General features: G+C 60.5%; 10 protein-coding genes. 5 read left to right on the forward strand and 5 right to left on the reverse strand.

Annotated elements, in window-relative coordinates:
* Positions 1 to 43 precede the first annotated feature (43 nt).
* From DTP52_RS22960 to DTP52_RS22970, 3 genes are all read right to left on the reverse strand, one after another.
* Positions 44 to 949: an AraC family transcriptional regulator gene (locus tag DTP52_RS22960; RefSeq protein ID WP_109755387.1), complete on the reverse strand. Its 906-nt coding sequence runs from the start codon at positions 947 to 949 to the stop codon at positions 44 to 46.
* 70 nt (positions 950 to 1,019) lie between these two features.
* A complete protein-coding gene (locus DTP52_RS22965) occupies positions 1,020 to 2,312 on the reverse strand; it encodes a glycosyltransferase (RefSeq protein ID WP_109755388.1) in 1,293 nt (430 codons plus the stop codon).
* 77 nt (positions 2,313 to 2,389) lie between these two features.
* Positions 2,390 to 2,761, reverse strand: coding sequence for a response regulator (locus tag DTP52_RS22970; protein ID WP_109755389.1), 372 nt, complete (start codon positions 2,759 to 2,761; stop codon positions 2,390 to 2,392).
* A 259-nt stretch (positions 2,762 to 3,020) separates the two neighbouring features.
* Between DTP52_RS22970 and DTP52_RS22975 the strand changes: the two genes are divergently transcribed.
* Genes DTP52_RS22975 through DTP52_RS22995 form a run of 5 tightly spaced genes read left to right on the forward strand, consistent with a single transcriptional unit; the run spans position 3,021 to position 9,558 of the window.
* Positions 3,021 to 6,503, forward strand: coding sequence for a response regulator (locus DTP52_RS22975; RefSeq protein ID WP_109755390.1), 3,483 nt, complete (start codon positions 3,021 to 3,023; stop codon positions 6,501 to 6,503).
* Entirely contained in the window at positions 6,503 to 7,318 is an 816-nt protein-coding gene (locus DTP52_RS22980; RefSeq protein WP_109755391.1) for a protein-glutamate O-methyltransferase CheR, read from the forward strand. The genes DTP52_RS22975 and DTP52_RS22980 overlap by 1 nt, the downstream gene beginning before the upstream one ends.
* On the forward strand, positions 7,315 to 7,902 hold the full coding sequence (locus tag DTP52_RS22985; protein ID WP_109755392.1) for a chemotaxis protein CheB: 588 nt from the start codon (positions 7,315 to 7,317) through the stop codon (positions 7,900 to 7,902). The genes DTP52_RS22980 and DTP52_RS22985 overlap by 4 nt, the downstream gene beginning before the upstream one ends.
* Before the next feature lie 5 nt (positions 7,903 to 7,907).
* Positions 7,908 to 9,188, forward strand: coding sequence for a hybrid sensor histidine kinase/response regulator (locus tag DTP52_RS22990; RefSeq protein ID WP_109755393.1), 1,281 nt, complete (start codon positions 7,908 to 7,910; stop codon positions 9,186 to 9,188).
* Positions 9,181 to 9,558: a response regulator gene (locus tag DTP52_RS22995; protein ID WP_109755394.1), complete on the forward strand. Its 378-nt coding sequence runs from the start codon at positions 9,181 to 9,183 to the stop codon at positions 9,556 to 9,558. The genes DTP52_RS22990 and DTP52_RS22995 overlap by 8 nt, the downstream gene beginning before the upstream one ends.
* 204 nt (positions 9,559 to 9,762) lie before the next feature.
* On the opposite strand, the gene DTP52_RS23005 is transcribed toward DTP52_RS22995, so the two are convergent.
* Both DTP52_RS23005 and DTP52_RS23010 read right to left on the reverse strand, forming a co-directional pair.
* Entirely contained in the window at positions 9,763 to 11,433 is a 1,671-nt protein-coding gene (locus DTP52_RS23005) for a response regulator (RefSeq protein WP_109755395.1), read from the reverse strand.
* Positions 11,430 to 12,932, reverse strand: a complete 1,503-nt coding sequence (locus tag DTP52_RS23010; protein WP_109755396.1) for an ATPase domain-containing protein — start codon at positions 12,930 to 12,932, stop codon at positions 11,430 to 11,432. The genes DTP52_RS23005 and DTP52_RS23010 overlap by 4 nt, the downstream gene beginning before the upstream one ends.
* Positions 12,933 to 12,949: the final 17 nt, after the last annotated feature.

Here is a 12,949-nt window from a genome sequence, read left to right on the forward strand (position 1 = left end):
GCCTTGCTCCCACATAAATCCCGCCACAGAAATGAGCCGAGATTCAGCCCTGGTTCTGCTCGGTCAACCGCTGCACCGCCAGTCGCCGGTAGTGGGACGGGGTCATGCCCTTGAGCTGCTGGAAACGCCGGTTGAAGTTGGAGATGTTGTTGAAACCGGATTCGAAGCACACGTCGGTCACCGGTTTGTCGCCATCGGCCAGTAACTCGCAGGATTTGCTGATGCGCAGGCGATTGACGAATTCAATGAAGCAGCGGCCGGTGGCCTGTTTGAACACCCGGCTGAAATAGGTGGGTTTCATGCCCAGATGCTCGGCCACTTCTTCCAGGGACAGTTCCCGGGCGTAGTGGGCAAAGATGTAGTCCACCGCGCGGTTGGTGCGGTCGATGCTATGTTCGTCCGCCGTTTGCGGGGCCGTGGCGCCGGAAAGCAGTTGATAGTCGTCCGTGGCGGCCAGCAGTTCCATCAGGATGAAAAAATGCCCCAGGCGGCTCATGCCCTGGGAATCGGCGATGCGTTGCATCAGGATCATGGCCTGGCGGATGGTGCGCTTGCAGCGGAACTCGATACCGTACTGGGCGCGTTCAAGCAGCGGTGCGACGGTCTTGAGTTCGGCGAATACCTGGTGGCCGCTTTCGAACAACTCATCGGTGAAATTCACCAGCATGTCGCGCTTGGGCACCACTTCGTCCTCGGCCACCTGACTGATCCAGTTGTGGGGCAGGTTGGGGCCGGTCAGAAACAGCGACTGCGGATAGAAGTTGCCGATGTAATCGCCAATGAACACCTTGCCGGAACTGGCCACGATCAGGTGCAGTTCGTATTCCTTGTGGAAATGCCAGCGCACCAGCGGGCAGGGGAAACCGTGCTGGCGGTAGATGATGGACAGCCCGTTATGGTCGTCCATCAATTCATAGGAAGGGTCGGTGACTCTGGCTGGTCGGGTCATGGGCCTGGCGCTTTTATTGTTATCGCCGTTGGATAATGCCCCCTTCGCCAGGCGGGTGCCACTCTGACTTCTAAGCGTTGCGATTTTTTTCTTCGATCCACTGGGACATGTACTGGGTGCTTTTGTGCTGGTGGTGACGCAGCATGCTGCCGGTGAAATTGTCCCGGCGGCGTTGCACCAGGTTCGCCCGGCAAGCATTGATGCTTGCGATCAGCGCCGGGCCGTGCACCTGTTGCCGGTAGCGGTTTGTGAGCAGGGCGAGGCCGGCAGCCTGGGCCTGGGTCCAGCGCCCCTGGTCGCGATACAACTGCACTGCCGCGTTGGCGATACCTTCGGCACTCTGGGCAATCGCGCCGGGCCAGGGCATGTCGCCGTGCATGGCTTCGGCCCCCACGGGCGTGGTGACGTTGGGTGTGCCACAGAGCATGGCGTCGATCAGCTTGCCCTTGATGCCGGCGCCGAAACGCAACGGCGCCAGGCAGATGCGCGCCGCCGACATGACCTGCAAGGCGTCCTCGGCCCAGTTCATGATATGAAAGCCCTGGGCCGGGTTATGCAGCGCGGCAGCCTTGGGCGGCGTGTAGGCGCCGTACAGGTGCAGTTGCGCGCCGGGCAATTGTTGGCGGATAAGTGGCCAGACGGCGTTTTTCATCCAGAGCACGGCGTCCCAGTTCGGCGCATGGCGGAAGTTGCCGATGCTCAGGAAATGCGCTCGTTCCTCGAACGGCACCGATTGTTCACCGGGCAGATCCAACATCAACGGGCACCAGTGCAGCAGGCTGCGGGGCAACTTGAAATGTTCCACCAACAGTTCGATTTCCACCTCGGACACCATCAGGGCGAGGTCGCAACGATACAGGGCGGCGATTTCCCGCTTGGCCAGGTCGGTGTCGGCCATAAGCTGGAATTCCTCGGCCAGGGCCGGGGCGAAGAGGTCGCTGAAATCCTCGTTGGCCTCGTCGCGCTTCAAACGGTCCTTCAGGCGCTGATGCCGGGCGTGGCGCAGGCTTTGCAGATCGGAGGTCTCCAGCAGCCGCAGGGCGTCGGGGCAGTGCTTCTCGACCCGCCAGCCGAACTGCTCTTCCATCATGAACTGGTCGAACAGCACGATGTCGGGCGCCAGTTCACGGATGAACGCGTCGAAGCTGCTGCTGTTGAGTTCGATGGGCACTTCGCGGATGCCCAGTGTGATCAGGTCCGCGCGGTTTTCGCCGGGGTTTGCCGGGCTGCTGAACGTGATGTCCCAGCCTTGCCCGAGAAAAGTGTCGAGGATCTGCATGACGTGCCCACTGGCAGCCGATGAACGCGGCTCGGGCCAGACATAGCCGATAACCAGGACCTTGGTGGCGGTGGGGGGCAGCATGGGCAGGGGATTCCTCGAAGCGGATCAGGCGCCATCGGCGCGCGGGGCGCCGATAGTGACCAAGAATGCGATCCGGCTCAAGAAAGAATGCGCTTGACCTTGTCACGCAGCTGATCGATGGAGAAGGGCTTGCCGATCACCGACATGCCTTCAGGCACGTCGATGCTTTCGGCATACCCGCTGGCAAACAGCACCGGCAGGTCCGGGCGCACGGACCGAGCCTGCTTGGCCAACTCCCGCCCGTCCATCACCGGCAGGCCGACATCGGTCATCATCAGGGCGATGGCCTGCTCCTCGTCGCGTAAAAATGCCAGTGCTTGCTCACAACCGTCCGCCTCCAGCACCTGGTATTCCAGTTCCTCCAGTACGTCGACGATCAACATCCGCACAATGTCGTCGTCTTCGACTACCAGGATGGTGGGCGGGATGGCAGGAGGAGGGGTGGACATAGTTGACATTCTCGAAGATAGGGACGGGAGGGAAGGTAAAAAATACGGCCTCATTCATGAGTAAGTGCCAAGGCGGCACAAGTTCCCTGGGTTGTACAAGAAAGGATCTATAGTACAAGAGCTGACTAGGATAGTCGCTTCCTTGCTACAAGGCAGATCGTCGCGGGACTTGCGTCTTTGACTCGTCGGAAAGTGTGGATCCAACCGCCATTTTTCGGGCAAACTCCACGGTTTTCAACTGTCCACCAAGGCCCTTTCCATGACTCCTTCGTCTTCGGTCGACGAGAAAAGTTTTCGTAAACTCCTGAGCCGCAATATCAGCCTGCCGCTGGGCATGGGCGCCCTCAGCGCGGTGTTTTTCATCATCCTGATCACGTACCTGCTGTCGGTGATCCAATGGGTCGGGCATACCGACAGGGTGATCAATAATGCCAACGAAGCGCTCAAACTGAGCGTGGACCTGGAAACCGGCATGCGTGGCTACCTCCTGAGCGGTGACGAGCATTTCCTCGACCCCTACGAAGTAGCCAAGCCGCGGATCGCTGTCGCACTGGACACTCTGTTGGAATTGACAGCCGACAACCCCGTCCAGACCGACCGCCTGCACAAGATACAAGCCCTCCAGACGGAGTGGGCCAATTACGCCCAGAGCATGATCGACCTGCAACGCAGCAGCGGCGATTACCGGGGTGCGGTAAAGGCCGGGCGGGGCAAGCGCCTGACCGATGAAATTCGCAAGTCTTTCGAAGACATCGTCGAGACCGAGCAGCAACTGCGCGCGGCGCGCAACCAGGATGTACGCGCTACCACGGTCTGGAGCATTGTCCTGTACCTGCTGTTCGTCGCCGCGGTCAGCGGGTTGCTGGCCTACGTCGGTCGCCGGGATCTGCTGAGCCTGTCCAACAGCTACAGCGCCAGCCTGAAAGTCCAGCAGCGCAGCGCCTTGCACCTGGAGAAACAGGCCTGGTTGCGCAATGGCCAGACGCTGCTGGCCGAGCAGGTCCTGGGGCAGTTGTCCCTGAACCTGTTGGGCCGCAACATCCTGCAGTTCTGCGCGAAGTACCTGGACGTCGCGGTCGCTGCGCTTTATGCGCGGGAAGAAAATGGTGTCCTCAAGCGCGTCGCCACCTACGGCCTGTCCCGGGAGGATGACGAACAGCAGCAAGTGATCGTCGACGGTGAAGGCATCGCTGGCCAGGCTGTGCAACAGGGACGCCTCATCCGCCTGGATGACGTACCGGACGACTATCTGAAAGTCAGCTCCGGGTTGGGGCGAGGCCTGCCCAACAGCGTACTGGTGGTGCCTACCAGTGACGATGACCGGATCAACGGTGTCATCGAGCTGGGCTTCCTGCGGCCATTGACCGAGCGCGACGTCGAGCTGCTGGAGCTGATTTCCGGCAATATCGGCACCTCGATCGAAGCGGCCCGTTATCGCCAGCGCTTGCAGGAAGTGCTGGCCGAAACCCAGCAGTTGAACGAAGAGCTGCAGGTCCAGCAGGAAGAACTCAAGACCGCCAACGAGGAACTGGAAGAACAGTCGCGCATCCTCAAGGAATCCCAGGCCCACCTGGAAACCCAGCAGCAGGAGCTGGAGCAGACCAACGAGCAATTGGCCGAGCAGCGCGACGCCATGGACCAGAAGAACAGCGAACTGAACCTGGCCCAGATCCAGTTGCAGGAGCGCGCCGAAGAGCTGCAGCGTTCGAGCAAGTACAAGTCAGAGTTCCTGGCCAACATGTCCCACGAGCTGCGCACGCCGCTCAACAGCTCGCTGATCCTGTCCAAGCTGCTGGCGGAAAACCCGCAGAAAAACCTCAGCGAGGAGCAGGTCAAGTTTGCCGAGTCGATCTACTCCGCTGGCAACGACCTGCTGAACCTGATCAACGATATTCTCGACATCTCCAAGGTCGAGGCCGGAAAGCTGGAAGTGCGCCCGGAAAACACCAGCGTGCAGCGTTTGGTGGATGGGTTGCGGGATATGTTCGAGCCGCTGGCGGCGGATAAGGGCCTGAGGTTCGAGGTCCAACTGCTACCCGATGCGCCGACGATGCTCTATACCGACCGCCAGCGCCTGGAGCAGGTGATCAAGAACCTGCTGTCCAATGCCGTGAAGTTCACCGAGCAAGGTTCCGTCTGCCTGTCCGTGGCCGGCCAACCAGGCTCGGGCATCGCGTTCATGGTGCGCGACTCGGGGATCGGCATCGCCGCCGATCAGCAGCAGAGCATCTTCGAAGCGTTCCGCCAGGCCGATGGCACGACCAATCGTCGTTACGGCGGCACCGGCCTGGGCTTGTCCATTTCCCGGGACCTGGCCGCGTTGCTGGGCGGCTCGATCTCCGTTTCCAGCGAACCGGGGCAGGGCAGCGTGTTTACGTTAGTAATGCCTGAACGCTATGTCGAGCCCGGGGACACACCGATAGAGCCGATGACGTTCACCCCGACGGCTGCCGCGCCAGCACCGGCTGCGCCAAAAGCCGCACCGGCACCGCTGATCGCAGAAGTGGACACGCCGATTGCCCGATTTGCCGACGACCGCGACAAGGCACCGTTCGACACCCGCTGCATCCTGGTGATCGAAGATGAGCCCGGTTTCGCCCGGATCCTGTTCGACCTGGCCCACGAACTCGGCTATCAATGCCTGGTGGCTCACGGCGCCGATGAAGGTTTTGACCTGGCTTTGCAACTGGCCCCCGACGCGATCCTGCTGGACATGCGCCTGCCAGACCATTCCGGGCTGACGGTGTTGCAGCGGCTCAAGGAGCGGGCCGAAACCCGGCACATCCCGGTGCACGTGATTTCCGTCGAAGACCGCGTCGAAGCCGCCATGCACATGGGCGCCATTGGCTATGCCGTCAAGCCGACCACTCGCGAAGAGCTCAAGGATGTATTCGCCCGCCTGGAAGCCAAGCTGACCCAGAAGGTCAAGCGCGTGCTGCTGGTGGAGGACGATGACCTGCAACGCGACAGCATTACCCGCCTGATCGGCGACGATGACATAGAGATCACTGCCGTTGGCCTGGCCCAGCAAGCCCTGGACCTGCTACGGAGCAACGTCTACGACTGCATGATCATCGACCTCAAGTTGCCGGACATGCTCGGCAATGACCTGCTCAAGCGCATGTCCAGCGAAGACATCTGTTCCTTCCCACCGGTGATCGTCTACACCGGACGCAACCTGACCCGCGACGAAGAAGCCGAACTGCGCAAGTATTCACGCTCGATCATCATCAAGGGCGCTCGTTCGCCAGAGCGCCTGCTGGACGAGGTGACACTCTTTTTGCACAAAGTCGAATCCCGGTTGTCCCATGAACGGCAGCGGATGCTCAAGACTGCCCGCAGCCGCGACAAGGTGTTTGAAGGCCGCAAAGTGCTGCTGGTGGATGACGATGTGCGCAACATCTTTGCCCTGACCAGCGCCCTGGAGGCGAAGGGGGCGATCGTTGTCATCGGCCGTAACGGCTTCGAGGCGATCGATCGCCTGAACGAATTCGACGACATCGACCTGGTGCTGATGGATGTAATGATGCCGGAGATGGACGGTTTCGAGGCCACCGCGCTGATCCGCAAGGACCCGCGCTGGCGCAAGCTGCCCATTATTGCCGTGACGGCCAAGGCCATGAAGGATGACCAGGAACGCTGCCTGGCGGCGGGCTCCAACGACTACCTGGCCAAACCGATCGATCTGGATCGTCTGTTTTCGCTGATTCGCGTGTGGTTGCCGAATATGGAAAGAATTTAGTGGAACGTGACTCTGACATTGAACTGCGTTTGTTGATCGAAGCGATCTACCTCAAGTACAGCTACGATTTTCGCGATTATTCCGGTGCCTCGGTCAAGCGCCGGGTCCACCACGCGCTGAACCAATTCGAGTGCAAGACCATTTCGGCATTGCAGGAGCGCGTACTGCACGATCCGGGAGCGTTCATGCAGTTGCTGCAACTGTTGACGATCCCTGTCAGCGAGATGTTTCGTGACCCTTCGCATTTCCTGGCCATTCGCGAGGAAGTCGTGCCGTTGCTCAGGACCTATCCTTCGATCAAGATCTGGATCGCCGGTTGCAGCACGGGGGAGGAGGTCTACTCCATGGCGATCCTGCTGCGCGAAGAAGGCCTGCTGGACCGCACATTCATCTATGCCACCGATATCAATCCGCGTTCGTTGGAAAAAGCCAAGCAGGGGATTTTTTCCCTGGAAAACGTGCGCACCTATACCCAGAACTACCAGAATGCCGGAGGGCGGCGCTCGTTTGCCGATTACTATACCGCCGCCTACGATTATGCGATGTTCGACAAAACCCTGTGCGAGAACGTGACCTTTGCCGATCACAGCCTGGCGACCGACAGTGTCTTCTCAGAGACCCAGTTAATTTCTTGTCGTAACGTATTGATATATTTCAATAAAAAGCTACAAGATCGTGCGTTTGGATTGTTTCATGAGTCCCTTTGTCACCGTGGTTTCCTGGTATTGGGCAGTAAGGAAACGCTGGATTTCTCGGCTTACGGCCATCGATTCGAGCCGTTGGTCAAACAGGAACGGATCTATCGCAAGTTATGAACCACACGAAGGACAGATCCAATTCGCCCATCGAGGCCATTGTCGTCGGTGCGTCGGCCGGCGGTGTCGAAGCGCTGCTCAGGGTGTTCGGACACCTGCGCAAAGGCTTTGGCGTGCCCATCATGGTGGTATTGCACTTGCCGGATGAGCGCAACAGCCAACTGGCCCATGTGTTCGGTCATCGTCTGGCGGTGCCGGTGGAGGAAGCCCGGGACAAGCAGGACATCGTGCCGGGAACCTTGTACGTCGCCACGCCCGGCTATCACTTGTCGGTCGAGGCCGACCGTAGCCTGTCGTTGAGCCTGGAGGAACCGGTACACCATTCACGGCCGTCCATCGATGTGTTGTTCGAGTCGGCCGCCGATGTCTACGGCCAGAAACTGCTCGCCGTGGTACTGACCGGTGCCAACAACGATGGAGCCCTGGGCTTGGCGAGGGTCAAGGCGCTGGGCGGGATCACGGTGGTCCAGGACCCCGGCGAAGCCCAGGTCTCGACCATGCCCGAAGCGGCGCTGGCCCTGCACAAGCCCGACCATATCCTTACTTTACAGGGCATCGGCCAATTGCTGGCCGGGCTGGAATGAACCACATGCCAAGAGATATTCAAGCCAAACTGCTGATCGTCGACGATCTGCCTGAGAATCTGTTGGCCCTGGAAGCGTTGATCAGGGGAGGCGACCGCGAGGTCTTCAAGGCCCTGTCGGCGGACGAAGCGCTGTCCCTGTTGCTGCAACACGACTTTGCCCTGGCCATCATCGATGTGCAGATGCCGGAGATGAACGGTTTCGAACTGGCCGAGCTGATGCGCGGTACGGAGAAGACCCGCAGCATTCCCATCATCTTCGTCAGTGCCGCCGGCCGTGAGCGCAACTATGCCTTTACCGGTTATGAAAACGGTGCGGTGGACTTCCTGCACAAGCCACTGGACACCCAGGCGGTCAAGAGCAAGGTCAATGTGTTCGTCGAGCTGTATCGCCAACGAAAGGCCATGAAGGAGCAGGTCGTGGCCCTTGAGCAGAGTCGCCGCGAGCAGGAGGTCCTGTTGCAGCAACTGGAGGCTACTCGCGGTGAACTGGAGCAGGCGGTGCGCATGCGTGACGACTTCATGTCCATCGTCGCCCACGAGGTGCGCACGCCTCTCAATGGGCTCATTCTCGAGACACAGTTGCGCAAGATGCACTTGGCCCGGGACAACGCCGCGGCGTTTAGCCTGGACAAGGTGCGGGCGATGGTCGAACGTGACGAGCGGCAGATCAAGAGCCTGATCCGGCTGATCGAGGACATGCTGGACGTGTCGCGGATTCGCACCGGCAAGCTGTCGATCCGTCCGACTCGCTTCAACTTGACGGCGCTGGTGGAAAATCTGCTGCGCAATTTTCAGCCGCAGATCGCCATCGCCGAGTGCTCGTTGACCTGCATGGCCGAACCGTCGGTGGAGGGGCTCTGGGATGAGTTTCGCATCGAGCAGGTGGTCTCGAACCTGTTGACCAATGCCTTGCGCTACGGCGGCAAGAGCCCGATCGAAGTGCGTGTCTACAAGACGCCGGAGCATGCCTGCATCGAAGTCCAGGACCATGGCATCGGTATCAGCGAGGAAAACCAGAAGCGTATCTTCCAGCAATTCGAGCGCGTATCGTCCAAGGCGGCCGCCGCAGGCCTTGGGCTGGGGTTGTTCATTTCCGAGCAGATCGTCACGGCCCATGGCGGGACAATCACGGTCAACAGTCGGCTCAATGAAGGCGCGTTGTTTCGTGTTTGCCTGCCCTTGCAGAAAACTGTCTTGGACAAAACCGCCCAACAGACGCAACCTCTGAGAGACCCCAAGGTCGTATCAGCAGCTATTGATCGAACAAAGGCTTCTCATGAGTGAAGATGCGCAAGATGTTGTATTGATCGTCGAGGATGACCCGTCGATCCTGATGGTGTTGTCGGCCTATTTATCGGGCGAAGGGTATCGGGTGCTGCAGGCAGAAAACGGCGAGCAGGCGTTCGAGATCCTGGCGAGCAAGCCTCACCTGGACATGATGATTACCGACTTCCGCCTGCCGGGCGGTATCACCGGTGTGCAGATCGCTGAGCCGGCGGTCCGGTTGCGCCCCGACCTGAAAGTCATCTTCATCAGTGGCTACGCGCAGGAAGTGCGCGACACCGATAGCCCCATCACCCGCAAGGCGCCGATTCTGGACAAGCCGTTTGACCTGGATGAGCTGCAACGCATCATGCAGTCGATGTTGTCGTAGGTAGGAAGAGGGGGAGATCCTGGCAGCAACCCCTGTGGCGAGGGAGCTTGCTCCCGCTGGGCTGCGCAGCAGCCCCAATGCCAGGCGAAGGGGGTGTGTCAGATTGTCTTGATCAGCTTGATTGGGGGCGCTTCGCACCCCAGCGGGAGCAAGCTCCCTCGCCACAGTGCTCAAAATGCCCCCAGGCGATGTCCTCCCATCGCCTCAAACCTGGATCATCTCCCGCACCTTGGCCGTCAACAAATCAAACGTGAACGGCTTGGTGATCATCTGCATTCCCGGGTCAAGGAAACCGCCGCGTACCGCTGCATGTTCGGCATAGCCGGTGATGAACAGCACCCGCAGGTCCGGGCGGATCTGCCGGCCGATTTCCGCCAGTTGCCGACCATTCATGCCGGGCAGGCCCACGTCGCTGATCAGCAGGTCGATACGTTGGCCTGACTGGAGGATCGGTACCGCGCCGTTGGCGTCGGCCGCTTCCACAAAGGCATAACCCAGCTCGCTCAATACCGCGCTGACCAGCACCCGCACCGCTGGATCATCCTCGACGATCAGCACGGTCTCACCGTCTTGTGCATACGGTGCGTGCTGGGTGGTGACCTGGGGTTCATGTATTTCTTCGCCGCGAAAACGCGGCAGGTAAAGATTTACGATGGTGCCTTTGTCGACTTCGCTGTCGATGGTCACATGGCCACGCGACTGCTTGCTGAAGCCATAGATCATCGACAGGCCCAGCCCGGTGCCCTGGCCGATTGGCTTGGTGGTGAAGAAGGGGTCGAAAGCGCGGCCGATGACGGCTTCGGGCATGCCGCAGCCACTGTCCTGTACGCTTAGCACCACATAGTCGCCGGGTTCCAGGTTGGTGTAGGCGTCAGTGAAGTCGGCGTCCAGGTGTCGGTTAGAGGTCCGCACCACCAGGTTCCCGCCGTTGGGCATGGCATCCCGGGCGTTGAGGACCAGGTTGAGCAGGGCACTTTCCAGTTGGTTGGGGTCGGCTTCGGCGATCCAGAGTTGTTCGTCCAACTGCATGTCCAGGTGGATGCTTTCGTTGAGGCTGCGTTGCAGCAGCTCGCCCATGGACAGCACCAGCGTGTTCATCTGGACGGCTTTGGAGTCCAGCGATTGTCGTCGGGAAAACGCCAGCAGGCGATGGGTCAGGCCGGCAGCGCGGTTGGCCGAGGTCACGCCCAGGTCGATCAGGCTGTCCAGGTCCTCGGTGCGGCCCCGGGCCAGGCGTCGACGCAGCAGTTCGAGGCTGCCGATGATCCCGGTGAGCATGTTGTTGAAGTCGTGGGCGATACCGCCGGTCAATTGGCCGACGGCCTCCATTTTCTGCGACTGACGCAGGGCTTCTTCGTTGTGGCGCAGTTGGGCGGTGCGCTCTTCCACCTGCTGCTCGAGGGTTTCGAGAGTGTTTTGCAGCCGCAGCTCACTGTTACTCAGGTCGATCAAGCGGTCGCGGGCTTCGTACTGCCTTCGGCGGCCGCGCAGGGCGGTGGTCACCAGGCTGATCAGGGTCACCGGGTGGAAAGGGCGCTCGAGGAAGGTGACGTTGCCCAATTGCGCACCGATACGTGCCGCCGGGTTCTGTTCCGGGCCGCCATGATGGGTCAGCAAGACAATGGGCAGGTCGGACCAGGCCGGCTGTTGCTCGATGTGTAGGGACAACGTTTCCAGGTCGGGCCCGACCAGGGCTTCCGAGGAAATCACCAGCAGGCCGGCACCGTCTTCCAGTTCCTGGCACAAATGCCCCAGATGACGGCAGATGAGGCCTGCAAAACCGGCCTCGTTGAGGATCATCAAGGCGATCTGGCTGTCCCGTCCCAGCGGCGCGAGGATCAATGCCCGCTCCGAAAGGGGCTCGCTCAAGGTCACTGGAGATCATCCTTGAGCAGCGGGTGATCCGCTCCCATGTAGGTCGGCACGCCACGCAATACGCCCTGGAATGCTTCCAGCGGCTCACCGATGGTCATGCCCTGGCCGCTGATGCGGTATTCGCGGATGGTGGACTCGTGGCTGCCGGTGCGTTTCTTGATGATGGAAATCGCGCGGCGAACCTTGCCCAGTGCTTCGAAATATCGCAACAGAATCACCGTGTCGGCCAGATAAGTAATGTCCACGGGCGCTTGCATGTCGCCTACCAGCCCGTGCTGGGCAACCGTCATGAAGGTCGCCGCACCCTTGCGGTTGAGATAGAGCAACAATTCATGCATGTGCAGCACCAGGGCGTTCTCTTCCGGCATGGCCGCCTGGTAGCCGTTGATGCTGTCGATGACCACGGTTTTGATGTCGCCCTCATCGACGCAACGGCGCACGCGGTGGGAGAACTCGCCCGGGGACAGCTCGGCGGCGTCCACTTGTTCGATCAGCAGGTTGCCGGTCTCCTGCAAGGCCCGCAGATCGATGCCGATGTTATTCATGCGCTCGAACAGCAAGCCCAGTTCTTCATCGAAGATGAACAGTGCCGCTTTCTCGCCGCGATGCACGGCGGCTGCGGCAAAAATCAGCGCAATCAGCGACTTGCCGGTCCCTGCCGGGCCCAGGATCAAGGTGCTGGAGCCGGTCTCGATACCGCCGCCGAGCAGCGCATCCATTTCGCCGATGCTGCTGGAGAGTTGCTGGCGCAGGTACCGGCCGCGGTGTTCGGCAGCCACCAGGCGCGGGAAGACGTGCACGCCATCGCCCATGATGGTGAAGTCATGGTAGCCGCCGCGGTACTTCTGCCCGCGATACTTGACCACCCGGATCCGCCGCCGCTCGGCGCCATAGTTGGGGGTCAGTTCTTCCAGGCGAATCACGCCGTGGGCGACGCTGTGCACGGTTTTGTCGAGGGACTCGGTGGTCAGGTCGTCGAGCAGCAGGACCGTGGCGTCGTAGCGCACGAAGTAGTGCTTGATCGCCAGGATCTGGCGACGGTAACGCAGGGAGCTTTGCGCCAGCAGGCGGATCTCCGACAGGCTGTCGAGCACGACCCGGGTCGGCTTGACCCGTTCGACCACTTCGAAGATCTGCCGGGTCGCTTCGCCCAGCTCCAGGTCCGAGGAGTACAGCAGACTCTGCTGGTGTTCGGCATTGAGCAGGCTTTCGGGCGGGGTCAGCTCGAAAATATGAATATTGTCGTCCAGCGTCCACCCGTGGGAGGTTGCGCCCTGACGCAGTTCACGCTCGGTTTCCGATAGCGTGATGTACAACGAGCGCTCGCCAGCCTTGGCGCCGGCCAACAGAAAATGCAGCGCGACCGTGGTCTTACCAGTCCCCGGTTCTCCCTCAAGCAGGAACACGTGGCCGCGGGACAAACCACCGGAAAGGACATCGTCCAGTCCTTCGATGCCGGTGGCGGCTTTTGCACTGATCAACTCGTTAGATGTAGACAAAAATAGCCCTCTCATGA

The sequence above is a fragment of the Pseudomonas sp. 43mfcvi1.1 genome, from assembly GCF_900115935.1.
Lineage (GTDB): Bacteria > Pseudomonadota > Gammaproteobacteria > Pseudomonadales > Pseudomonadaceae > Aquipseudomonas > Aquipseudomonas bijieensis.